Origin of the sequence: Thermaerobacter sp. PB12/4term (genome assembly GCF_003403315.2) — a bacterium.
Lineage (GTDB): Bacteria > Bacillota > Sulfobacillia > Thermaerobacterales > Thermaerobacteraceae > Thermaerobacter.
In genome coordinates, this window is record NZ_CP048407.1 from 2,490,565 (window position 1) to 2,513,763 (window position 23,199).

General features: G+C 71.9%; 18 protein-coding genes, 1 tRNA gene and 1 pseudogene. 9 read left to right on the top strand and 11 right to left on the bottom strand.

Features of this window, described 5'->3' with window-relative positions; all coding sequences use genetic code 11:
- Positions 1-13: 13 nt before the first annotated feature.
- Positions 14-925 (bottom strand): phosphate/phosphite/phosphonate ABC transporter substrate-binding protein, encoded by a 912-nt coding sequence (locus DYI95_RS10385; protein WP_116899855.1) that lies wholly within the window; start codon positions 923-925, stop codon positions 14-16.
- Between the two features lie 648 nt (positions 926-1,573).
- Positions 1,574-1,646: transfer RNA gene (locus DYI95_RS10390), tRNA-Val, on the bottom strand.
- Positions 1,647-2,361: 715 nt separating this feature from the next.
- Here DYI95_RS10390 and DYI95_RS10395 point away from each other — a divergent pair.
- A complete protein-coding gene (locus DYI95_RS10395) occupies positions 2,362-3,246 on the top strand; it encodes a manganese catalase family protein (RefSeq protein ID WP_116899854.1) in 885 nt (294 codons plus the stop codon).
- Between the two features lie 127 nt (positions 3,247-3,373).
- On the opposite strand, the pseudogene DYI95_RS13310 reads toward DYI95_RS10395, so the two are convergent.
- From DYI95_RS13310 to DYI95_RS10420, 5 genes and pseudogenes are all read right to left on the bottom strand, one after another.
- Positions 3,374-3,868, bottom strand: a pseudogene (locus DYI95_RS13310) (FAD-dependent oxidoreductase); the annotation flags it as partial.
- A complete protein-coding gene (locus DYI95_RS12735; protein ID WP_243149755.1) occupies positions 3,807-4,091 on the bottom strand; it encodes an ABC transporter permease in 285 nt (94 codons plus the stop codon). The gene DYI95_RS12735 and the pseudogene DYI95_RS13310, both read right to left, overlap by 62 nt.
- 51 nt (positions 4,092-4,142) lie before the next feature.
- Positions 4,143-4,580, bottom strand: a complete 438-nt coding sequence (locus DYI95_RS10410; RefSeq protein ID WP_116899852.1) for a PIN domain-containing protein — start codon at positions 4,578-4,580, stop codon at positions 4,143-4,145.
- Positions 4,581-4,583: 3 nt separating this feature from the next.
- Positions 4,584-4,943, bottom strand: coding sequence for an AbrB/MazE/SpoVT family DNA-binding domain-containing protein (locus tag DYI95_RS10415; RefSeq protein WP_116899851.1), 360 nt, complete (start codon positions 4,941-4,943; stop codon positions 4,584-4,586).
- Between the two features lie 234 nt (positions 4,944-5,177).
- Positions 5,178-6,788, bottom strand: a complete 1,611-nt coding sequence (locus DYI95_RS10420; RefSeq protein ID WP_116899850.1) for an FAD-binding oxidoreductase — start codon at positions 6,786-6,788, stop codon at positions 5,178-5,180.
- A gap of 313 nt (positions 6,789-7,101) precedes the next feature.
- Between DYI95_RS10420 and DYI95_RS10425 the strand changes: the two genes are divergently transcribed.
- The 8 genes from DYI95_RS10425 (at position 7,102) to DYI95_RS10460 (ending at position 17,576) form a co-directional block, all read left to right on the top strand.
- Positions 7,102-8,604 carry an HD-GYP domain-containing protein gene (locus DYI95_RS10425; protein ID WP_116899849.1) on the top strand — a complete coding sequence of 501 codons (1,503 nt, stop codon included), beginning with the start codon at positions 7,102-7,104 and terminating at the stop codon, positions 8,602-8,604.
- 6 nt (positions 8,605-8,610) lie between these two features.
- Entirely contained in the window at positions 8,611-9,093 is a 483-nt protein-coding gene (locus DYI95_RS10430) for a chemotaxis protein CheX (protein WP_116899848.1), read from the top strand.
- Positions 9,094-9,109: 16 nt separating this feature from the next.
- A complete protein-coding gene (locus DYI95_RS10435; RefSeq protein WP_116899847.1) occupies positions 9,110-9,469 on the top strand; it encodes a response regulator in 360 nt (119 codons plus the stop codon).
- A 303-nt stretch (positions 9,470-9,772) separates the two neighbouring features.
- Entirely contained in the window at positions 9,773-11,761 is a 1,989-nt protein-coding gene (locus tag DYI95_RS10440) for a methyl-accepting chemotaxis protein (RefSeq protein WP_116899845.1), read from the top strand.
- Positions 11,751-12,575, top strand: coding sequence for a chemotaxis protein CheW (locus DYI95_RS10445; protein WP_116899844.1), 825 nt, complete (start codon positions 11,751-11,753; stop codon positions 12,573-12,575). Before DYI95_RS10440 ends, DYI95_RS10445 begins: the two co-directional genes overlap by 11 nt.
- Positions 12,572-14,743, top strand: a complete 2,172-nt coding sequence (locus DYI95_RS10450; protein WP_116899843.1) for a chemotaxis protein CheA — start codon at positions 12,572-12,574, stop codon at positions 14,741-14,743. Before DYI95_RS10445 ends, DYI95_RS10450 begins: the two co-directional genes overlap by 4 nt.
- A complete protein-coding gene (locus DYI95_RS10455; RefSeq protein WP_116899842.1) occupies positions 14,740-16,137 on the top strand; it encodes a chemotaxis response regulator protein-glutamate methylesterase in 1,398 nt (465 codons plus the stop codon). The genes DYI95_RS10450 and DYI95_RS10455 overlap by 4 nt, the downstream gene beginning before the upstream one ends.
- 500 nt (positions 16,138-16,637) lie before the next feature.
- Positions 16,638-17,576, top strand: a complete 939-nt coding sequence (locus DYI95_RS10460) for a protein-glutamate O-methyltransferase CheR (protein ID WP_243149756.1) — start codon at positions 16,638-16,640, stop codon at positions 17,574-17,576.
- 74 nt (positions 17,577-17,650) lie between these two features.
- Here DYI95_RS10460 and DYI95_RS10465 read toward each other — a convergent pair whose 3' ends face one another.
- From DYI95_RS10465 to DYI95_RS10480, 4 genes are all read right to left on the bottom strand, one after another.
- On the bottom strand, positions 17,651-19,648 hold the full coding sequence (locus DYI95_RS10465) for a TRAP transporter fused permease subunit (protein ID WP_116899841.1): 1,998 nt from the start codon (positions 19,646-19,648) through the stop codon (positions 17,651-17,653).
- A gap of 32 nt (positions 19,649-19,680) precedes the next feature.
- The gene (locus DYI95_RS10470) at positions 19,681-20,589 is read right to left on the bottom strand and encodes a hypothetical protein (protein ID WP_116899840.1); all 909 of its coding nucleotides are present in this window, start codon (positions 20,587-20,589) and stop codon (positions 19,681-19,683) included.
- A complete protein-coding gene (locus tag DYI95_RS10475) occupies positions 20,573-21,586 on the bottom strand; it encodes a TAXI family TRAP transporter solute-binding subunit (protein WP_116899839.1) in 1,014 nt (337 codons plus the stop codon). The genes DYI95_RS10470 and DYI95_RS10475 overlap by 17 nt, the downstream gene beginning before the upstream one ends.
- 120 nt (positions 21,587-21,706) lie before the next feature.
- Complete coding sequence (locus DYI95_RS10480; protein ID WP_116899838.1) at positions 21,707-22,981, bottom strand: M42 family metallopeptidase; 1,275 nt, start codon at positions 22,979-22,981, stop codon at positions 21,707-21,709.
- Positions 22,982-23,199 lie beyond the last annotated feature (218 nt).

The following is a 23,199-nucleotide window of genomic DNA, read 5'->3' on the forward strand; positions in this document are numbered from 1 at the left end:
AGCACCGGTGTGCTCAGTCGGCCAGTTCTTCCAGGTTGATGCCCATGTCCTTGGCCACGTTGCGGATGATGTCAAAGTCGCTGTCCTTGGCGTCGGTCAGGCCCTCGATCTCATAGATGTCGAAGAGGACCTTCTTGCCCTCTTCCGTCTGGGCAATCTTGGCAAAGGCGTCGTGGATGCGCTTCTTCAGATCGTCGCTCAGCCAGCTGGCCACCGAGATGGTGTCGTTGGGGATGGGGTCGGTGTAGGCGATGACCTTCACCTTGTCCATCACGTCGGGGTAGTCGTCCTTGAGCAAGGTGCGGGCGTCTTCAAAGCTGGCGCCACCGTCGGTCTGGCCGTTATACACGCTGAGCACGGCCCCGTCGTGGCTGCCCGCCATGATGGCCTCGATGTCCTTCTCCGGGTCGATCCCGTTCTTGAGCAGGTAGTGGGCCGCGAACAGGTAGCCGGAGGTGGAGGCGGGGTCCACGAAGGCGAACTTCTTGCCCTTCAGGCCCTGCACGTCATCGATCCCGCTGTCCGCCCGGACGAAGATCTGCGCCCGGTAGCTGTCGTTGCCGTGGCGCACGCTCTTGAACATGACCTCCACCGGGTCGCCGCGGTCCTTGGCAATGACGTAGGCAAAGGGGTTGAGGAAGCCGATATGGACCTGCTCGTTGGCCATGGCCTCGACCAGGCCGATGAAGTTGGTGGAAACGAAGACCTCGACAGGAATCCCCAGCTCGTCGGAGAGCATCTTGCCCAGGGGTTCGGCCGTCTCCTGAAGGGTGGTCGCGTTCTGCGAGGGGACGAAGCCCATGACCAGCTTGTCAGGGTCCTTGGGCTCCTCCGCCTGCTGGTTGCCGCCGCCACAAGCGGACAGCACCAAGGCCGCGACCAGCAGAAGGGCCACCAGGATCGAGGCGGCTTTGCGCTTCGGCACGTCCGGAAAGCCTCCTTATTGATACCCTAGTCGGCTGGCGAGCCGGGTGCCGGCAACCCGGCTCGTCCAAACCCAGATGTTGTTTGGCGACCGGCGACCGACTTCCTTCCGGTGCCGCGCGGAAAGTCGCCGGCAATCCGTGGCGCACCTCGGCACCGCCCTCCGGCACCCGCGCCGGACGAACCGGCCCGCGGCATCGCTGGGCGGGCCCGGTTTTGCAGGACCGCCGCCGCGGAGGGGTGGCAGGGGCGCACCGGCTCACCGGTTGCTCCGGCCGGCAGGGCGCCCGCCATGGACCCGCCCGCAGCGGCGCTGCGCCCGCAACATTGCCGTAAAGGTGCGCGCAGCGTTGCAGGAGAGGCCCCTTCCGGCCCGCGCAGCGTTGCAAGAGAGGCTCCGCGGCGCGGGGATCAGTGCCCGCGGCCACCTTCGCGTCTAGTGTGGGCAAGAGGGCTTGGTCCAACCCCGGCTCCGGCGGTGGCGGGCAGCGGCGGAACGACCAGGACCGAAGAAGGCGACGAGGGCAAAAAATCAGGACCGGACGGCGGCCTGGCCATCCGGTCCTGACTCCCGTAGCATTTCCTTACCCCGCACCGGGCCCACTGGGCCCCCGTTCGAGTAATCCTTGCGTGGTGCGGGCTGCTTCGGTGGGCGCGGGAGGACTCGAACCTCCGACCTCTTGAATGTGAGTCAAGCGCTCTAACCGCTGAGCTACGCGCCCGCCGTATGCTGCGGCGTCACAGCGTCATTATAGTTGGCTGGCCGATGATCGTCAAACGCCAATTCGCGGTGCCGAGTTCGGATGCGGGTGCCGATGACCGGCCCGACCTCCCTTCGCTCGGCACCGTTGTCCCCCTGGGCGCTGGCGCGCAGTTTCCAGGTCACCCGGGTGCATGACCGGCACGCCGTGTGCCTATCGTCCAGTCCCACCATGGACTTGCCGGCGCCCATTGCCCGCGCGAGGTCAGTCATTGATGAATTCGTTGGGCGACCGGCGCAGCTCTGTTTGGTGGCGCGGATGTAGGCAATCCTCGCGGAGGGTAGAGGTGGGGTGGCAACAGCCGGCGCCGGTGAGGGTATCCATCGCGGCCTGTTGAGCCTGCTGTTGCGGCCGGGTGAGCCTGCTGTACAGGCGCCACCACGAGGGCATCAAGGCGCGATGGTCCTGCGGCACCTCCGCCCCTGGCGATCGGCGCGACCCGGGGCGGCCCACCGCTCGTGCCGCTCCCCAGGATCGGGGGGCCCACGAGGACGGCTTCCCGTCCCACAGCAACCTCGCCACCCCCTTACCCTGACCCGTGAACGCGGGCCTCCCGCGACCACCCGGGTGCGCTGCGTTTCCGTTTCCATGGGTCGGATGATGGCCTGAGCCGCAGGACTGGCGGCTGCAGCCTGCCGCGTGCCGGTGGAGACCTTGCCGGTAGGAGGGAGAGAGCGTGTTCCTGCGCATCGACCGCTTGGCTGTTGAGTTGTCGCGACCTAAGGAAGCGGACCCGAACGCCGCCGCAGCGGTGCAGGAGCTACTAGGCGGGCGCTTCGGTGAGATGTCCACGCTGATGAACTACACCTACCAATCCTTCAACTTCCGCGGGCGGGAGAAGTTGCGACCATATTACGACCTGCTGGTTAACATCGCCACCGAGGAGCTTGGGCACATCGAGCTGGTGGCGGCGACCATCAACTCGCTGCTGGAGGGGAGTACGGAGCCGGGTGCACCAGAGATGGCACCACTTGCGGTAGCGAAGGATCTGCGCAACACCCACCACTTCATTGCCACGGGACAGGCGGCACTGGCCGGCAATTCCATGGGTGCGCCCTGGAGCGGTGATTACGTGTTCTCCAGTGGCAACCTGGTGCTCGACCTGTTGCACAACTTCTTCCTGGAATGCGGGGCGCGGCTGCAGAAGATCCGGGTCTACGAGATGACGACGAATCCGGTGGCGCGGGAGATGATCGGCTATCTGCTGGTGCGGGGCGGAGTGCACGCACTGGCGTACGCGCGGGCGCTGGAAACGCTGACGGGGGTCGAGGTGGCGCGGATGCTGCCGATCCCGGACATCGACAACAGCAAGTTCCCTGAGGCGCGCAAGTTTGAGGCAATAGGAATCCACCGCAAGCTGTATCGCCTGAGCCCGGAGGATTTCCGCGAGGTGGCGCGGATCTGGAAGGGGACGGCGCCGGACGGCGGGCAGCTGGAGGTAGTGGACGGCGCGCCGGAGGGCGGGCCCGTGCCCGAACTGGCGGAGGTGCCGCAGAGCTTCGTGCCCGGTATCGACCCCGGGGAGCTGCAGGAGCTGGCCCGGAAGCTGGCCAGTGCCTGAGGGGTTGGTCCGGAACCCGGCGGAAAGCGGGGAAACGCGCACCCGCAGGGAACGGCGTTTCCACCGGGGCCCCGGCGGGCGGAGGGCGCTGGCGGCAGCGAGGGGACGCCCGATCGGCCGCCAGTTGGCGGCTGGGGTGAGAAGCTCGCGCCGGATGTATCCGGGCCCCGCGCGGCCAGGAGGCGGTTCTGCGGAACCGCCTCCTGGCCGCGCGTTCCTCCCGCTCCACGGGCACACCCTGAACCGCGAGCCATTTCCACAGCCGGCCGCTGATGGCGGCCACGCGGGCGGCGGCCTCCCTGTGCACCAGGTCCTCGCACGCCCACTCGTGTTCGTCGAGGAAAGCGTCCAGGTCGTCCTCGGGAAAGAGGCAGAGGGCCACACCGCCGGCAAACGGGCTCACGCCGTCCGCCCCGGAGAAGCCCTTGGCCAGAACCGTCACCCGCGCACCCGCAGTGCCGGCAACCCTGGCGGCCACCAGGCCGGCCAGGCCGCCTCCAACCACCAACACGTCCGTCTCCCACTCGTCGGCGGTATCCCCAACCGGGGTCGCGGGTCGCTCACCGGCGTTGCCTCCCCCACCGCTCCTCCAGCACTCGTACGGCTCCGTCCAGCAGAACACCGATGGCCCCGATAGCCAGCACCACCGCCACCAGCTGGTCGTAGGCCATGCGGTCTCGGGCATCGAGGATCAGGTAGCCGAGGCCACTGGTGACCCCCAGCATCTCCGCAGGCACCAGGATCAACCAGGCGATGCCCAGGGCCAGCCGCAATCCGGCGACCCAATGGGACAGAATGGCCGGCAGGATGTGCTGGGGCGGGGTTCGTCGCTCGGGCTGACTCACCTCGAGCAGTGCCACTGCTCGGCATGGCACTACGCGCTGTTAAACGTGAGTCTACCACTCCACAAGGCGAGCATCGGTGCGTCTTGCGATGGCGCGGTCGTTCGTCAGCAAGTGGACGTCCTCTTCCCCCGATGCCCTGGCCGCCAGGTACCCATCCACGAAGTCGAGCTGCCCCGCCGCATGGTGGCGGAGTCCGGCCAGGACGGCCTCTTCGTCTTCCACGTCGACCTCAGGCGCGCGGACGAACTGAAGAAGGGCCGACACAGCCTCGGCAGCGCTATAACGGTAAGCGCCTTCCAGGACGTAGAGCGTCTCGGCCACCACCACCGGCGTGACGAGCAGCCTGTGCCCGGCGGCGATAGCCCTTTCCAAGGCCCGGTCGAGCGCCTCTAAGCGCTCGTGAAGGTGGGCGGCCTGTGGGTTCGTTAGGATGTGATCGCGAGCCAGGCAATACACGATGACGTTGGCGTCGAGCAACCACGTGCTCACGAGCTATTCCCTCACCCGGTCCTCGGCCGATTCCCGGCCCGCGGCCGCCTGCGCCAGCGCCTGCGTGCCCGCCCCGTCCAGGCCATGCTTTTCGGCCCACCGCCGAGCACGGGATGCACGGATCGCTTCCCGGGCCTCCCCCGTGTCCACGGGCCGGTTGATCTTCAGCACGCTGCCCAGCTCCTTGAGGCTCCGCGGCCGCGGCAGCGGGTACAGTACGATCTCTCCCTCGCCGTTGACGTACACCAGCACGTCGTCCCCTTCCTCAAGACCCACGCGCTCACGGATGGCCTTGGGCAGGGTCATCTGCCCCCTCTGGAGGATCTTCACGATGGCCACGGTGCGATCACCTCGTGTTCCCACGATACCACCTCGCTGGGTTAAACTCAAACGCAACTCTTTCTGGTCGGAGTATATGCACCCTCGTCAGATTCCAATCGGCCAATAGCGGCCACGGCACCCAGGATCGGTGCCGCGAGGTGTGCGATCATCGCCACAAGGGCTCCAACGCTGGGGTCGAGCAGGGTCTTTATAGGACAACGAATAGAGGGAGGCAAGGTAGTGGGCGGGCGACGCAAGTCACCGGATGCCCGCCCACTAGGATGGTGCGGAACCAGTAGGCGCGACACTGGGATCGCCGGGCAAAACCTTGCCGGGATTCATGATCCCGTCCGGATCCAGCAAGGCCTTCAAAGCGGCCATCACCGCCACGCCGGTGGAGCCGTGTTCTTCCAATAAGTAATGGCGCTTGCCCAGGCCGATGCCGTGCTCGCCGGTGCAAGTGCCGCCGCGCGCCAGGGCGTCGCGCACGATGGCCTCGCTGGCCCGGCGGGCGCGCCGCACCTCTTCCGGATCCGCCGGGTCGATGGCGAAAAGCACGTGAAAGTTGCCGTCGCCGGCATGGGCCACGATGCCGGCCGCGAAGCCCAGAGCGTCCACGGTGGCCCGGGCGTGGCGAAGGGCGGCCGGCAGCTGGGACAGGGGCACGCAGACGTCGGTGCTGAGCTTTTTGCGTCCCGGCGCCACCGCCGTCACCGCCAGCCCGGCGTGGTGGCGCGCGTCCCAGAGCCGCTCGCGCCCGGCAGCGTCCCGTTCCACAGCAAACTCCGTGGCACCACACCGGATACAGGCCGCCTGGCCCTGCCGCACGTCACCCTCCACCGCAGCCGGCCAGCCGGACCATTCGAGGAACAGGGTGGGCTTTTCCGGGTAGGTGGTGCCGCGGAAAGCATTGACGGCCGCCAGGGTCCGCTCGTCCAAAAGCTCGATGCGCGTGGCCGCCGGGCAGCGCCGGGTCACCTCCACGGCCGCCTGCGCGGCCGCCTCCAGGCTGGGGAAGACCGCCCGCGCCGCCACCACCGCCTCGGGCAGCGGATACACCCGCAGGGCCAGGGCGGTGATGACCCCCAGGGTGCCTTCGGAGCCGACAAAGAGGGGCGTCAGATCCCAGTAGGGCAAGGCAACGCGCCAGGAGGACCGGGAACCCCGCCCGCCCGCCGCCGCACCAGTAGAACCGCCCGCTGCCGGCCCGCCTGCACCCAAGGCAGCCCCCGGCCGGGCCTCGCCACCCTCCCCTGCGCTCGCGGCAGCAGCCCGCTCCTCTCCAAGCAGCATCGCGTCCAGCCACATCGCGGGCGCCGGCCGCCGGGCCGGAGGGGCCAGGAGCCCTGTGCGCAGCACCCGCCCCCCCGCCAGCACCACCTCCAGCCCCAGCACCTGGTGCTTCATGGCGCCGTAGCGCAGGGCGTTGGTGCCGCTGGCGTTGGTGGCCGCCATGCCGCCCAAGGTGGCGTCGGCACCCGGATCCACCGGGAAGAACAGGCCCTCCCGGGCCAGGTATGCGTTGAGGCGCGAGCGCCGGAGCCCGGGTTCGACCTGAACCACCCGCGCCTCCGGGTCCAGGGCGAGCACCGCGTCCATGCGCCCCAGATCCAGGCTGATGCCGCCGCGCACGGGAATCACATGCCCTTCCAGGCTGCTGCCCGCCCCGAAGGGCACGACGGGCACCCTCTCCGCCGCCGCCCAGCGCAGCACGGCCTGCACCTGTTCCGTGTTCTCCGGATAGACCACCACGTCGGGGTTGTGGGGCGGGTGGATCGTCAGGTCCCGGCCGTGCTGCTCCCGCTCCGACGCTCCCGCCCGTACCCGCCCGGCGCCCACCAGGGCGCACAGCGCTGCGGCCAAACGATCCCCGTGCAGGCTCGCCACCCCACTCCCTCCCGCCACTCCGTCCGGGCCGCCTTCCCCGGCCCCGGCATTCCCGTGGGCGGCCCGGGCAGCCGCCCGCGGCGGCCCGCGGCTAAACGGGCCCCAGGTCCCGCTCGATAAGGAGGACACAAGCCCTACAAGGGTTCCATCATGTTCCAGGCGCGGCACGGCCCAGGGACGCAACCAGGAGTCGGTTGGGGTTCTTCGACAAGTTTCGGCAGCAGCTTACCGTGGGCAGCACCGGTGGCTGGTCTTACGGTAACCCGCGCCGGGCCTGGAACCGCCGTCCCGCCACGCCAGGGGAGGAAGAGGAATGCTTCGCGTTGCCGTGGACGCCGTCGCCCCCGGGGCCATCCTGGCGCGCACCCTTTACACCACCACGGGGCAGCCGGTGCTGCGGGCAGGCCATCCCTTGAATGATTCGGTTCTCCGGCGCCTGCCCTCCTTCGGGATCCGGTTCGTCTGGCTGGACGAACCGGACCTGGCCGGGCTTGCCCCCGAGGAACCCCTGTCCCAGGTGACCTTCCTGCTCGCGGTCGGCGCCCTGATTCGCGCGGCCACAGCGGCAGCGGGCGGTGAGACCCGGCTTCCGGCCACCCTGCGCAGCCAGCTGGCGGACGTGGCGGCCCGGATCGCCGACGAGCTGGAGCCGGCCCCCAGCCTGCCGGGCTGGAAGGGATCCGGAAAGGAATCCTCCGGAACCCACACACCCGGCGCGGAATGGCACGGCGGCCCCGGTGCCGGCGGCACCGGGGCGGTCCCCATGCCGCGGGAGCATGGCGCTTCGCCGACCGCCCCAGTTGACCCGGCTGCTCCGGCTCTCACCGCCGCCCTTCCTTATCCTCTGGCGGGTGGCGGGCCCGAGGCCTGGGCGATCACCGTCCTCAACCGCGCGATCCTGGCCGGGCGCCTGGCCCTGGCCGGCCCCTACCGGGGGCAGGTGCGGGACTTCGTCCTGGCCGCCCTGCTGCAGGATGCGGGCCTGTGGCGCATGCCGGGCGCCCCCTACCGCTGCGACCCGGTGGCGGCGCTGGACGGGACGCTGGGCACACCGCCCGGCCGTCACGGCGGCACCCCCGGCGGCGGCGCGGCCAGCCCCGCCGGCCCGGGTGGCCCTGGCCGCCTCACCGGCCGCGGCCAAGCCACCGGCCACGACGACGCAATCCCGCAGGGCGGCGCCGTCGTCCCCCGCCCCACTGCCACCGGCAGCCGCACCCCCGACCAGAGCGGCGCCGCTCCCCACGCCGGCACCGCCGGTCACGTCGCCCTGACCCTGGACTGGCTCTCCGGCGTGGAGCTTGGCGGCCTGGTTCGGGCCCTGATCGCCCAGCACCACGAGCAGCTGGACGGCGGCGGCTACCCGGAGGGCCTTCGCGATGACGCCTTCCACCCTGCGGCCCGGCGCTTGGCCGCGGTAACCGCCTACACCCTGGCGGTGCAGGGCTGCCCGCACCGCTCCGGCTGGCTCCCCCACGAGGCTTACGAGTGGCTGCTGGCCGAAGGGCCCCGCCTGTGGGGAGCCGACGTGGTGGACGAGCTGGCTGCCATCCTGTACCCCTATCCGCCCGGCACCCTGATCCAGCTGGACGGCGGGCCCTGGGCCGTGGTGACCGGCTGTACCGGTGCCCGCCGGCTGCGCCCCCGGGTACGACTGCTGCCGGCCCGCTGGCAGCCGGAGCCCGCCGCCCGGGAGGCGGCGGCAGGGGAGGCCGTGGTTGACCTTCTCGAGCAGCGAACGCGGCAGATCACCGCCTGGGCGGTGGCCTGGCCGGCAACGGCGGCGGATGCTCCGGCACCCGCCGGCAAGGGGAGGTGAGAAAACGTGCGAGCCGAGTACATCCGCCCCTTCCTGGCGGCTGCCATCGACGTCCTCAAGGTGGACTTCGGAGTCGACTGGGTGGAGCGGGGCGAGCTGCGCATCGAGACCAGCTATTACACCACCCAGGAAGTGACCGCCATCATCGGCCTGACCGGGGAGATCGAGGGCACGGCCATGTTCGGCACCACCAAGACCACGGCCCGCCGGATGGTGGAAGCGGTGACCGGCGTCCTGCCGCCCGTGTTCGACGAGATGGCCGAGAGCGCCTTCGCCGAGTTCGGCAACGTGGTGTCGGGCCGCGCATCGATCCTGTTCGAGCAGCAGGGATGGCAGTGCACCATCTCGCCGCCCACGGTGATCATCGGGCGCGGCGCCATCATCTCCAACGGCGGCATCCAGCGCCTGATCGTTCCCCTGGAGACCCCCCTGGGTGAGGTCCAGCTGGCCGTGGCCCTGCGGCCCGCCGGCCAGCCGGCCCGCGCCTGACGGAGGAGGCTATGCCGTGGCCAAGATCCTGGTTGCCGACGACGCGGCCTTCATGCGCATGCGCCTGTCCAACCTGCTGACCGAAGCGGGCCACACCGTGCTGGAGGCCACCAACGGCGCTGAGGCGGTCGAGCAGTACCGCCAGGAGCGCCCCGACCTGGTCCTGCTGGACATCACCATGCCCGTCATGGACGGTCTGGCCGCCATCGAGGCGATCCGCGGCATCGACCCCCAGGCGCGCATCGTGGTGTGCAGCTCCCTGGGCCAGCAGGCCATCGTGCTGAAGGCCATCCAGAGCGGAGCCCGGGATTTCATCGTCAAGCCCTTTCAGCCCGAGCGGGTGCTGGGCGCCGTCAGCCGCGTCCTGGCGGGATGAACCGGCTCCCGGCCGGTGCCGCCGGGCAGCCCGCCGCGCCGCCGGGCAGCCTGCGGCGGGTCGACGCGCCGCTGACCCCGGGCAGCCCGCCGCTGCCGCGGGGTCAGGCCGCCGGTGCGGCGGGGCAGCCAGCAGGTGCCGCCGCCAGGCCCGGCGGTGGCCGGGCATCCCCCGGTGCCGGCAGCCCGCTGGCCGGCCCGGCGGGTCCCCGCGGCTGCGACCGGCCCGCCCCCGGCCCGCCGCCCATCGTCCGGTGGCGCCAGACCGCGGCGCCCGCCCGAAAAGCCAAAGGAGGCCATCATCATGCGACGACCCCATCTGGGTGTTGGCGCCAAGCTATGGCTCGCCTTCGGGACCCTGCTGGTCCTCCTGGCGTTCATCGCCTACACCGGCGTCACGGCAACCCAGCAGATGATCACCCTCACCGGCGAAGTCGACCGCATCGGCCGCACCCTGACCCTGGCCGCCCAGGTGCGCGCCCTGGCGGCGGAACAGGCCTCAGCCGTCCGCGGGTTCCTCCTGACGGGTGACCCCGCCTACCGCAACGCCTCCCAGGAAGCGGCCACGGCCATGTCCCAGGCGCTGGCCGAGCTGCGCAACCTGGCCACCCAGGCCGACACCCAGCAGGCCGTGGACGCCGTTGGCACGTCCGCCAACGCTTTCCAGCAGGCGGTCTCACCGGTCCTGGCCCTGCGCCCCACCACCCCCAGCGACGTCCAGCAGGCCCTGACCCGGGTGCGCGACCCCCAGGCGCAGCTGGACGCCGCCGTCGAGCAGCTGGTGGCCAACCGGGAAGAGCGCCACCAGCAGATCCTGGCAGAGGGGCAGGCCACCGAGGCGCGGGCCCGCCTGCTGATCTTCGGCCCCGCGGCAGCGGCTCTTGTCATCGGCCTGTTCATCGCCTCCACCCTGACCCGGCACCTGACCCGCACCCTGCGGCAGGTGGTGCAGACGGCCCGGCGGGTGGCCGACGGTGACCTGACCGTGCCCTTCCTCAAGGTCCGCAGCCAGGACGAGATCGGGGAAATGGCCCAGGCCTTCAACGACATGCTGCGGGCGTTGCAGGAGCTGCTGCAGGCCGTCCAGGCTTCAAGCCGGGCCGTGCTGGTTTCGGCCCGCGAGCTGAGCGAGGCCGCCGAGCAGTCGGCCCAGGGCGCCGCGGAGGCGGCCCAGGCCGTCAGCCAGGTGGCGGCCGGGGTCACCGAGCAGGCCCAGGCCTCCGACGAGATGCGCCAGGCGATCGAACAACTGCGCCAGACCACCGAGCAGATCGCTACCGGTGCCCAGCAGACCGCCGGCGAGATCCAGGCCACGTCCCACCTGCTGGACCAGATGAACCGGGCCGTGGAGTCGGTGGCCGCCAGCGCCGACCGGGCCCGGGAGCGGGCCGAGCAGGCGGGCGGCACCGCCGACCAGGGGGCCGAGGTCGTGCGCCAGACGCTGGACGTCATGGGCGCCATCCGCCGGGCGGTAGGGGAGTCGGCAGACCGGCTGCGCAACCTGGAGCAGCTTTCTTCCCAGATCGGCGAGATCACCCAGGTGATCTCCAGCATCGCCGAGCAGACGAACCTGCTGGCGCTCAACGCCGCCATCGAGGCCGCCCGGGCGGGCGAGCACGGCCGCGGCTTCGCCGTGGTGGCCGACGAGGTGCGCAAGCTGGCGGAGCGGTCCGCCGTCTCGGCCCGGGAGATCACCGGCCTGATCGACCGGATCCAGGCGGGTACCGCCGCCGTGGTCCAGGCCATGGTGGCCGCCACGGACCAGGTGGAACGGGGCGGCGTCATGGCCGGCCAGACGGGCGAGGCGCTGCAGGCGGTGCTGGAGGCCGTTCAAGCCGTGGTCGACGATGTCCGGGGCATCGCCTCCACCGCCGCCGACCTGCGGGCCAGCACCGAGCAGGTGGTCCGGGCCTTCGACGCCGTGGCCGCGGTGACGGAAGAGAACACCGCCGCCACGGAAGAGATGGCGGCGGGCGCAACCCAGGCAGGAAAGTCGGTGGAACGGGTGGCCGCCGTGGCCCAGGAAAACGCCGCCGCGGCCGAGCAGGTCTCGGCCGCCGTGGACCAGCTCAAGGCCGCCGCCGGGCGGGTCGCCCGGTCGGCCGGCGACCTCAACCAGGTGGTAACCCGCATGGAACAGCACGTGAGCCGCTTCAAGCTGGCGGCCGCCGCCGCGTCAGGACCTGCCGGCGTCCCCGCTGCGGGCGTCGAGGCCGCCCCGGCCCTGGCCGCGGCCATGGCGGCGGTGGCGTCCGGGGCCGCCGGCCCGGGAGGCGAGGGCCATGGCCGCTGACGGGCCCCGCAGGCCGGAGGCGACCGCCCAGGAGCCGCGGGTGCTGGTTCTCTTCCGCCTGGCCGGCGAGGACTATGGCATCGATGTGGGCTGCGTCCGGGAGATCATCACCTGGCAGCAGCCCACCCGGGTGCCCCGCACCCCGCCCTTCGTGGAAGGGATCATCAACCTGCGGGGACACATCATCCCGGTCCTGGACCTGCGCCGCCGCCTGAGCCTGCCCGAAGGCTCGCGGGAGCGCAGCACCCGCATCGTGGTGGTGGAACAGGGCACCACGGTGGTGGGCCTGGTGGTCGACGCCGTGTCCGAGGTGGTGCGCCTGCCCGCCGGTACCATCGAGCCGCCGGCCGAGGTCCTGGCGGTGGACGCCAGCTTCATCGAAGGGATTGCCCGCCACGGGGACCGGCTGATCCTGGTCCTGCAGCCCGGCCAGGTGCTGGCGCCGGCCGAATGGCAGGCCGTCCAGGCGGTACAGGCAGGGGAGGCGGCGCCTGCGGCACCCGCGGCCGAGGCCGTGCATTCCCTCGAGGCCGGGGCCGGCGACACCGCGGAGGGACCGGTCCAGCACGTCCCGAAGGCCGCAGCGGTGCCCGCAGAAGCTCCCCAGGACGGGCCTGCCCCGGCCGGCGGGGAGGTTGCCGCAGGGTCTGGGCTGGAAACCCCGGCCGGCGCCATCGCTCCGCCGGTTCCCCGGCCCGGCCGGCCTCCGATGGCCGGCAGTGACGCCCCCGGACCCGGACCGCGCCCGGTCCTTGCAGGGCAACCCGGGGACGCGGTAGAACCGCCGGGGACCGCCGGGGGGATGGTCCGGTGACCGGCGATCCCTGGCTGGATCTGAGCGACGAGGAGCGGCAGCTGTTCCTGGCGGAGGGCAGCGAGCTGCTGGACCAGCTGGAGGCCGGGCTGCTGGATCTGGAGACGGGGCAGGCGGAGCCCGGCACGGTGCACGCCGTCTTCCGGGCGGCCCATACCTTGAAGGGCTCTGCCGCCACCGTGGGCCTGGACGGCATGGCCCAGCTGACCCACGCCATGGAAAACCGCCTGGACGCCTGGCGCCAGGGTCAGGCGGCGCCGGCCCCCGGTGAGATCTCCCGGATGCTGGCCGCGGTCGACAGCCTCCGGGCCATGCTGGCAGCGGTGGCGGCGGGGGACGCCCCGCCGCCACCGCCGGAGGAGCTGGTGAGCGCCCTGGCCTCCCTGCCGCCGGGAGACGCGGCCCGGCCCATGGACGAACCCGCAGCCGAAACCGCCGCAGCCGGCCCTGCCCGCTGGCTGGTGGAGGCCGAGCTCGACCCCGCCTGCCTGATGCCGGCCGTGCGGGCGCTGCAGGTCCTGCTGGCCCTGGAGGAACAGGCCACCCTGGTGGCCTCGGAGCCTTCCCGGGACGGCCTGGAGGCGACCTGGGCAGGGCACCGGGTCCGGGCCTGGGTCGAGGACACCGGGCCGGCGGAAAGGCTCCAGCAGGTGGTGGCCGCCGTGCCCGACGTGGCTGCCGTCCGGGTCGTTCCGGACGAACGCGGCCCGCAACCTGCTCCCGCCGGAACCCCGGCCCAGGACGCCGGTGCGGCTCCCCGCCGGGCGAGTACGGTTCATACGTCTCCTACGGCGAACGCTGTTCCCACCGACACGGGCGCCGAGCCGGAAGGTCCGGTGTTGGCCGGGGTAAGACACCACAGCCCGGCGCCAGCGGCGGCAGCAGCCGGCCCGCCCGCTGCCGGCCGCCCGGCTGCCGCACCCGCCGGTGAGGACCGCACCATTCGGGTCGATGTCACCCTGCTGGACCGGTTGCTGAACCTGGTGGGCGAGCTGGTGGTCGAACGCGGCCGCCTGGGCCAGCTGGGGCAAGAGCTGGGGCGCCGGCCGGCGGTGCACGACCTGGGCGACGAGCTCTTCCGGGTCACCGGCCAGATCGCCCGCATCACCGGCGCCCTGCAGGATGCGGTCTTGCAGGCCCGCATGCTGCCCGTGGCCCGGATTTTCCGGCGCTTCCCCCGGCTGGTTCGCGACCTGGCGCTGATGCTGGGCAAGGACGTGGAGCTGGAGCTGGTGGGCGAGGACACCGAGCTGGACCGTACCCTCCACGAGGTGGTGGCGGACCCCCTGCTCCACCTGGTGCGCAATGCCCTGGACCACGGCATCGAGGCCCCGGAGGAGCGCAGGCGGGCCGGCAAGCCGGCCACCGGCCGGGTGCGGCTGGTCGCCGCCCGGGAAGGGCATCACGTGCTGATCCGGGTGGAAGACGACGGCCGGGGCCTGGACCCCCAGCGGCTGCGCCGGGCGGCAGTGGAAAAGGGGCTGATTTCCCCAGACCGGGCGGCGGCCCTCAGCGACCGGGAGGCCTTCGACCTGATGTTCCTGCCCGGCTTGAGCACCGCCGCCCGGGTGACGGGTGTGTCCGGCCGGGGGGTCGGCCTGGACGTGGTCCGCCAGCGCCTGGAGCAGGCGGGTGGCCGGGTGGAGGTGGACAGCCGCCAGGGCCAGGGCACGACCTTTACCCTGGTGTTGCCGCTGACCCTGGCCACCCTGCGTGCCCTGCTGGTGGAGGTGGGCGACTACCTCTACGCCCTGCCCCTGTCCGATGTGGGCGAGGCGGTACGGGTGACGCCAGGCGAGCTCCGTTCCCTGCAGGGCCGGTGGGTGACCACCGTCCGCGGCCAGGTGGTGCCCCTTCTCTGGCTGCGCCAGTTCGGCGACCCTCGCTTCTGGCCGCAGCCCGGGGACGAACCGCTGGTCGCGGTGCTGGTGGAGCGCCAGGGGCAGCCCATCGGCCTGGTGGTCGACCGCCTGCTGGGCGAGCAGGAAGTGGTGGTGAAGGGACTGGGAGAACTTCTGGCCGGCACCCGGGGACTCAGCGGCGCCACCATCCTGGGCGACGGGCGGCTGGCCCTGATCCTCGACACCCCCACCCTGGTGGCGGAGCTGGCAGCCGCCGCGGCCGGTTCGACGGCCGCCCGCGCCGGGGAGGGGGGTCCGCCGCGATGAAGGCGCCTTCCCCCATCCGGGTGCTGGTGGTCGACGATTCGGCCTTCATGCGCCGTGTTCTGACCCGTATCCTGGAGAGCGACCCCGCCCTGCAGGTGGTGGGAACGGCCCGGGACGGCCTGGAGGCGGTGGCCCGGGCCGCATTGCTCAAGCCGGACGTCATCACCCTGGATGTGGAGATGCCCCGGCTGGACGGCCTGTCGGCCCTGCCCCAGATCCTGGCCGCCCATCCCTGTCCTGTGGTGATGGTTTCCAGCCTGACCCAGCAAGGTGCCCAGGCCACAGTGCGTGCCCTGGCCCTGGGGGCCGTCGACTTCGTAGCCAAGCCTTCGGGCGCCGTCTCCCTGGACCTGGACCGGGTGGCGGCCGAGCTGGTTGCCAAGGTGAAGGCTGCGGCGGCCGTTCCGCCGGAACGGCTGGTGGCGGCAGCCGGTGGGGGCAAGGGGTCCCCCACCCTGGGGGGTGGCCCGGCCGGGCCGGCCGCCGGCCGGGCAGCCGGGACACCGCTGCGGCACCGGGAGGGGCCTCTCCCGGGAACGGCCGGCCCCGCCGGGGAGGGAGCCGGCCGCCCGGGCCAGGGGCCTTTCCCATCCCGAAAGGACGATGGCCGCACCGTGGCTCCCGGGCCGTCCCGTGACGGCATGGCGATGGACCGCCGCTCCCCGGCACCGGGACATCCCCCCGGGAAGCCGGCAGGGCCGGCTCCGCTCGCGGGAGACAGGACCCCAGGCGCACCCCTGGGCAACCCCCCCGCCGGGCGCCCGAGCATGTCTCCGGGCCAGCCTGTGGGCAAGCCCCCCGCCGGCCGGCGGCTTTCCCATCTCGTCCTGATCGCTTCGTCTACGGGCGGTCCCGGGGCGCTCTACCGCCTGCTGGGCGCCCTTCCTGCCGGGCTGCCGGCGGCGGTGGTGATCGTGCAGCACATGCCGCCCGGGTTTACTCGAGCCCTGGCCGAGCACCTGGACGCCACCAGCGGCCTCACCGTGGCCGAGGCCTGGGAGGGCGCGCCGCTCTGTGATGGCTGGGCCTGGGTTGCCCCTGGCGATTACCACCTGCTGATCACCGCGGCGGGCACCCTGCGGCTCGACCAGGGGCCGCCGGTCCACGGGGTGCGCCCGGCTGCCGACATCACCTTCGCCTCGGTACCTGAGGAACTGGCCCGGCGGGCGCTCGTGCTGGTCCTCACGGGCATGGGAGCCGACGGCGCCCGGGGCGCCCAGCAGCTGCACCGGCGGGGCGCCCGGGTCTGGGTCCAGGACGCCGCCAGCTGCGTGGTTCCCGGGATGCCCGGCGCCACCGCGGCCCTGGGCGTGGCCGAGCGGTCAGGGACCCCGGAAGAACTGGCCGCCTGGCTCGTCGAAGCCCTGGCCGCCGGCGGCGAACCGGCTCCATGAGGCCGTGACGTCGTGGGGCGAGGATCGGGCCGGCCGGCACCGCCGGTGGGGCATGGCAAAAGGGATGACCCGGGCAACGAAACCAGCCTGGGTAACGAATCGGGCCCGAATCGCTGCGGGTGCGGTCCCGGCAAGCAGTACGGCCAGGCCGTCTCCATGGGCGGCCCGCAGGGACAGGGACGGCAGCCGGCTTGAGGGACCGGCCCACAGGCGACAGACCTGGAGGGGGGAACCGGTGGGACATGGTGGAACGGCCATGGCGTGAGGGCAGCACGGGCCGAAGGCAGGTGCCCGGGAACGCGGAACCCGGCGACCCCGGCCGCCGCGGTGGCCCCTGGGGGTCTGGTCGCCACAGTGGTCCCGCCGGTCCCGGCGGCACCGGCAGCGCTGGAGGGACCCCCCAGACCGGCGGCCCCGGCCGCACCGGAAGCGCCGGTCCCGGTGGTACGGTCCCGGCCCTGCATCCGGATGAGCTCAGCCCCGGCGGCCAGGCTGCAAGCATGGATCGCATCGCTCCTGGGTTCGCCGGGCGAGCGGCGGGATCCACCGGGACGACCGGCGGTTCGGCCGGCGAGGCAACGCAAGCCCGCGGCGATTCCCACTTTGCGGTGCTGGCCTCCGCCGTGCGCCAGGTCCTGGGACTCGACCTGGATGCCTACCGGTCCCGGCAGCTGGAACGGCGCCTGCAGTTTTTCCGCGAGCGTCACGGCCTGCAGGACAATGCGCACCTGGCCGCCCGCCTGCGCGACGACCCCGCACTGGCCCACCAGTTCGCCGATTTCCTGACGATCAACGTCTCCGAATTCTTTCGCAACCCGGACCGGTTTGAGGTGCTCCGGGACCGCTTCCTGCCGGCCCTCTTGCGCCGCCGGTCGCCGCTGCGCGTCTGGAGCGCCGGCTGTTCCATCGGAGCCGAGATCTACTCTGTGGCCATCCTCCTGCAGGAACTGGACCCCACCGGCCACCACGAGCTCTTGGGCACCGATATCGACGGGACCGCCCTGGAACGGGCCCGCCAGGGCCTGTTTGAACCTCTCGAAGTACGGGCGGTTCCGCCCGCCTTGCTGCAGCGCTATTTCCGCCCCGAAGGCCAGGGGTGGGTCCTGCGGCCGAAGATCCGCCACCGGGTGCGGTTTGCCCGGCACGACCTGATCACGGACCCTTACCCGGGCGGCTGGGATTTGATCCTCTGCCGCAATGTGGTGATCTACTTCACGGAAGAAGTGAAGCGGCGCGTCTGGGCATCCCTGGCGGCCAGCCTCCGCCCGGGCGGCATCCTGTTCATTGGCGGCAGCGAAAGCCTGTACGGGGTGGCGGGAACGGGCCTTCGCTACCTCTCCCCTTGCTTCTACACCCGGGACGAACCGGCCTCCAGCGAGGCTGTACCCGCCACCCGCCACGGCCCGGGAGGGCCCCCGTCCCTTCCGCCCCGCCGGTGACGGCCCGTCCACGGGTGATCCGCACGGGCCGGGCCCCCGTCCCGCGTTTCCCGCCGCTTTTGGAGCCAGGACCGTCAGGCCGCGGCCGCCGGTGCCCGGGGCCGGCCCCCGGCCAGGTGCAAGGCCACCGCCGCCGCCCCCAGCGCCAGTCCCGCCAGGTCGACCTGGGGGCCGGGATACATCAGCGCCATCCCCCCGGCCACCAGCAGCACCCGCTCATACCAGCGGGCCGGTCCCCGCAGCCAGCCCGCCACACCGGCCACCAGGGCGGCCAGACCGGCTACCGCCGTCAGGGTCGCCCGCAGCACGGCCAACCCGGGCCCGTCCAGCAGCAGGTTCATCCCGGCGGGACTCAGGGTGAAGAGGAAAGGAACCAGGAAGGCCGGCAGGGCGTACCGCCACGTCAGCCACATGGTCCGGAAGGGGTTGCCGCCCGTGATGGCGGAAACGGCGAAGCAGGACAGCGCCGTCGGCGGCGAAACCTCCGAGAGGACGGCATAGTAGAAGGTGAACATGTGGGCCGCCGGTTCGGGAACCCCCACCTGCACCAGGGCCGGTGCCACCGTCACCGCGGCCACGATGTAGGAGGCGGTGATGGGCAGGGCCAGGCCCAGCAGCAGGAGCACCACCGCCGACAACAGCAGGGTGGGAATCAGCTGCCCGCCCGACAGTGCCAGCACCAGGGAGGAGAACTTGAGGCCCAGCCCCGTCAGGTTCAACACCCCGACGATGATGCCGGCCACGGCAGTGGTGGCCACCACCGATAGGGCGGACCGGGCTCCCCGGTCCAGCGCCTCGACCAGCTTGCGGAGTGTCAGGGCGGTATCCCGCCGCAGGTAGGAGACGGCCACGGCCAGGGCCATCGACCACATGACGGCATAAGCCGCCGTATATCCTGCCAGCAGGAACACGACGATGGCGACCAGCGAGGTCAGGTGAAACCCGTACCCCCGCAGGAGGCGCCCCAGCGGGGGTGCTTCGGCCACCACCGGCCTGACCGCTCCCCGCGCCGCATCCAGCTCGATCATCAGCAGAATGCACAGGTAGTAGAGGACGGTCGGCACCACAGCCCAGCGGATGACATCAAGGTAGGACACCCGCAGGATCTCGGCGATGATGAAGGAGGCCGCTCCCAGGATGGGCGGTGAGATCACGGCACCGATGCCGCCCGCGGAGAGCAGGGCGCCGGCCCGCTCGGCACTGTACCCGGCCCGCCGGAGCAGGGGCCAGGTGATGGCTCCCAGGGTGACCGCCGTGGCGACACCGCTGCCCGACGGGCCGCCCAGCAGGAAGGAGGCGGCGGTGACGGCCCGGCCAGGACCCGCCCGGTGACGGCCCACCAGGGCCAGGGACAGGTCCACGAAGAACCGGCCGGCGCCGGAAGCGTCCAGCAGCGCCCCGTACAGGGTGAAGAGAATGATGAAGGTGGCCGACACGCCCAGCGGGACGCCGAAGATCCCCTCCAGGGAGAGGTACATCTGGCCGATCAGCCTGGAAAAGCTGTAGCCGCCGTGCCCCCACATGCCGGGAAAGTAGGGCCCCAGGAACCCGTAGGCAAGAAACGCCACGGCCAGCAGAGGCAGCACCCAGCCCGTGGTCCGCCGGGCCGCCTCCAGCACCAGGAGCAGAGCCAGCGTGCCCAGCACCAGGTCCGGTGTCTCCGGGCGAATGATGCGGTAGGCCACCTCCCGGTAGAAGACCACCAGATATGCCATGGTGACCACCGCCAGCAGGGCCAGGGCGCCGTCGACCCACGGGATGCGGTGGCGGTCCTGCCGCCCCGAGGCAGGGTACAGCAGCAGGATCAGGGCCAGGCCGAAGCCCAGGTGGATGGCCCGCATGGGATGGGCCGGGATGTATGCGAAGGTCGCCCAGACGTGGTAGAGGGCCATGACCACCGCCAGGACCCGGATCACCACCGCCAGCGGTCCCCGGGGCCGGCGGGTCACCCCTTCATAGCGCTCGACCAGTTCGTCCACGTCATCGGAACCCGGCACCGGTCCCGGCGCCACCGCCGGCGCTGGATCCCGGGCCCCCGCTGGCCCGATGCCTTCCGCTCCGTCCCTCGCCATGCCGCGTCCCCCTTACCTGCCTCTGGGGGCCGTCACTCTGTGCCGGCCCGCCGGTCACCGTCCATCCTCTGGCCTGCCGTCCGAACCTTTCTGTGCGCACCTTCTGCCCGGATGCCAATGACGGCCGTACCCCCGTCTCCCACCAGGCTGTAGAGGGGCAGGCACCGGTCTCCCACCACCAGGGACCGCCGGCCGGTGACCGTGGCCCGCACCCGGAGGGCACCAGCGGGTTGCGGGACCGTCCCGCCCGCCTCCGGCTGCCCCAGCAGCCGGTTCGCCGCCTGGGGAATCAGGGGCATTTTCAGAGAGAGCCGGTACCACGGAACCGAGGCCCAGGCGCCACCCGCCAGGCTAGTCCTCCCCGCCGTGCCGGACGGGACGGGGGCAGCCCCGCCGGCCTGGACCTGCTGCCGGTTGGCCTGGAACCAGGCGCCACCCGTCACGGGGCAGGCCAGGGCCGGGGCAGCGGCCATGGGCTCGAGCCTTGCCCTTGCCTCCATCCTGTCCCCGTAGTACCACGCGATGTCCGGCGTGGGGGCTTCCACGGCGACCAGTTCCAGTCCCCGCCCCGTCACCCTGAACCGCTCGCGCACGGGGACCCGGAACATGGAGTGGTGGTACTCCAGGACCACCTCCTGGCCTGGCGCCACCGGCCAGCGGGCCAACGGTGCGGGCGGCCACCGCTGCTGGGACCCCCCGGCCGGGCCCGGTGCCCGGCCGGGGGCAGCGGTCATGCCGCCCGCCGGCCCCGCCGCCCACACCTCCAGCCACCAGCGGGGCTCGCCGGTGCTGCTTGCCTGCCGGAGCAGGAGCCCGGCCAGCATCACCACCAGGAGGCCCGCCCGAGCCGCTGCCCAGGGCAAGGCGGCCCGGCGGCGCACCGGTCCCGCCGGCGGGGCCGGTTCGTCCGCAAGGCCTGCGGCCTCAGCGGTTCCAGGCACCCTGTTCCTGGTAGTAGCGGATGGCACCGGGGTGATACTCCACCACCTGGCCCGTCACCGCGTTCTCCAGGGTGAGCTTCTCGGCCTCGGGGTGGACGGCCACCAGCTCGTCCTTGTGCTCGAAAAGCGTCTTGAGGATGTCGTAGGCCCGCTGCTCGTCCATGCTGGCAGGGACCAGGAGATAATTGGGCACGGCAACGGTGGGCGTGTCTTCCTTCACGTCACCGCTGTAAGCACCGGCGGGAAAGATGTCTTCAACGTAGACGGCGCCGTACTTCTGGACCAGGTCGTCCACCACTTCGCCCATGGGCACGATGTAGATGTCAAGCCCCGGCGTGTTCGCCAGGTCGCTCACGGCGCCCGTGGGATAACCGCCCGACCAGAAGAAGGCATCGATGCGGCCATCGCGCAGGGCATCGGCGGACTCCTGCACGCCCAGGAACTCCCGCTGGACGTCGGTGTCCGGGTTCAGGCCGGCCGCCTCCAGGATGCGCAGGGCCGTCACCTCGGTGCCGCTGCCGGGGGCGCCCGTCGAAACCCGCTTCCCCTTCAAATCCGCCAGGGTGCGGATGCCCGAATCGGCCCGGGTCACCAGGTGATTGTAATTGTTGTAGAGGACGGCCAGCGCTTTCACGGGCTGCGGACCGTCAAAGGGGTCCTGTCCCTGGACGGCCAGGTAGGCGGTATCCGCCAGGCTGAAGGCCAGTTCGGCGTCGCCCTGGGCCAGGAGCAGGATGTTATCGACCGATGCCGAGGTGACCTCCGCGACGGCGTTGACACCCGGAAGGTGCCTGGACAACACGTCGGCCATGGCCCCGCCATAGATGTAGTACACCCCTCCGGTCCCGCCCGTGGCGATGCGGATCTGGCCCCCCTGGGCGCTGCCGCCGCCGCTTCCGGCCGGTGTGCCGGCGCCGCCGCAGCCGGCGAGCACCGCCGCAACCAGTGCGAGGACCAGGAACGGTACCGCCCTCCGCACGGTGAACCGCCACCGCATGCCCATCCCTCCCAGCTTCCCCCGGACCGGCCGCCGGAGGCCTGTCCATACGGGTTCTCGCGACGGGATTCGGCACGGTGGGGAACCGTTCCTGCCACGCGGTAGCTTGAGTTACATTTATTACCAGGATACCACGGCCGGAGCTGGCCTGGCGGGCCACCCATCGGGTCCTCCCGGCCAGGGCGCCGGGGGGTGCCCGTAGCGCGGCACCGGTGCCGCCGGACCAGGCGCGGCCCACCCGGCAGGGGCCGCCGGCGGCGCGGCCGGCACGGCCGGCGCGGCTGGCGCGGGCGGCTCCACCGTCCGGGCCGGGGCCATCGCCCGGAGCGCCTCCACGGTGCCGGCGTCGAGCCGCTGGATCACTGCCACCATCAGCCGGGCCGCGTGCTCCAGGTCGGAGAGATGCAGGATGGAGCCATGGCTGTGGATGTAGCGCACCGGGATGCCGATGGACAGGGTCGGTACGCCCGTTGAGGCCGTGTGGATCTTGCCGGCGTCGGTGCCGCCGCCCGGCATCACGTCGAACTGGATGGGAATGCCGTGGTCGCGGGCCGTGTCGACCACCAGGTCCCGCAGCCGCAGGTGGGGGATCATGCTGGCGTCGTAGAGGGAGATGGCCGGCCCTCCGCCCATCCGGCAGGATGCCGGCAGGCGGCTCCGGTCGATCCCCGGTGTATCGGTGGCTACCGTGGTGTCGATCACCAGGGCCACGTCGGGCGCCACCGCCCGCACGCTGGTGGTGGCCCCGCGCAGGCCCACCTCTTCCTGGACGGTGGCCACCGCGTAGACGGTGTTGGGGTGCGGCACCGTGGCGAGCCGGCGCAGCACCTCCACCAGGATGACGCAGCCGGCCCGGTTGTCCCAGGCCTTGGCCAGGAAGGCCCCGGGCGGCCCCAGGGGCTCGAAGGCGCTGGCCGGCACCACGGGGTCCCCCGGGCGAATGCCCAGCCCTTCGGCCTCCTGGCGGCTGGTCGCACCCACGTCGATGAACATGTCCCGCATGTCCACCGGGCGGCTGCGTTCCTCCTGCGGCAGGATGTGGGGCGGCTTGGCGCCGATGATGCCGGTGACCGGCCCGCGGGCCGTGTAGATGCGCACCCGCTGGGCCAGCATCACCTGGCTCCACCACCCGCCGATGGGCTGGAACCGTATGAACCCGCCCTCGTCGATGTGGCTCACCATGAAGCCGATCTCGTCCATGTGGGCCGCCAGCATGACCCGCGGCCGCGCGGCCCCCCCGGGCCGCTCGGCGATCAGGGAGCCCAGGTTATCCGTGTCCAGGCGAGGGGCCAGCTGCCCCAGATGCCGGGCCAGCACCTCCCGCACCGGGGCCTCGTAGCCGGAGACGCCCGGCGCCTCCGTCAGCTCCCGCAGCAACGTCCAGTCTGCGGTCATGGCGCCACCTCCCGGGCGTAACGTGCGCCGGCGGTGGCACGGCTATCCTCCGGCACCCAGGGCCGGGGATCCCCTCGCCCGCGCACCGGCCGCGCACCGGTGAAGCAGGGGAAGGGCACCCCGGCTCGAATAGGATGTCTTCGTGCCCCCCGGAGGACTGCCCGGGAACGGGCACCTGCCTCCGGCCGGCCCGTCCCCGCTCGGGAGCGAGGAGCCCG

Coding starts and splice junctions, on each gene's coding strand:
- DYI95_RS10425 (WP_116899849.1), top strand. CDS start 7,102: ATGCTTCGCGTTGCCGTGGACGCCGTCGCCCCCGGGGCCATCCTGGCG.
- DYI95_RS10440 (WP_116899845.1), top strand. CDS start 9,773: ATGCGACGACCCCATCTGGGTGTTGGCGCCAAGCTATGGCTCGCCTTC.
- DYI95_RS10445 (WP_116899844.1), top strand. CDS start 11,751: ATGGCCGCTGACGGGCCCCGCAGGCCGGAGGCGACCGCCCAGGAGCCG.
- DYI95_RS10455 (WP_116899842.1), top strand. CDS start 14,740: ATGAAGGCGCCTTCCCCCATCCGGGTGCTGGTGGTCGACGATTCGGCC.
- DYI95_RS10460 (WP_243149756.1), top strand. CDS start 16,638: ATGGATCGCATCGCTCCTGGGTTCGCCGGGCGAGCGGCGGGATCCACC.
- DYI95_RS10465 (WP_116899841.1), bottom strand. CDS start 19,648: ATGGCGAGGGACGGAGCGGAAGGCATCGGGCCAGCGGGGGCCCGGGAT.
- DYI95_RS10475 (WP_116899839.1), bottom strand. CDS start 21,586: ATGCGGTGGCGGTTCACCGTGCGGAGGGCGGTACCGTTCCTGGTCCTC.
- DYI95_RS10480 (WP_116899838.1), bottom strand. CDS start 22,981: ATGACCGCAGACTGGACGTTGCTGCGGGAGCTGACGGAGGCGCCGGGC.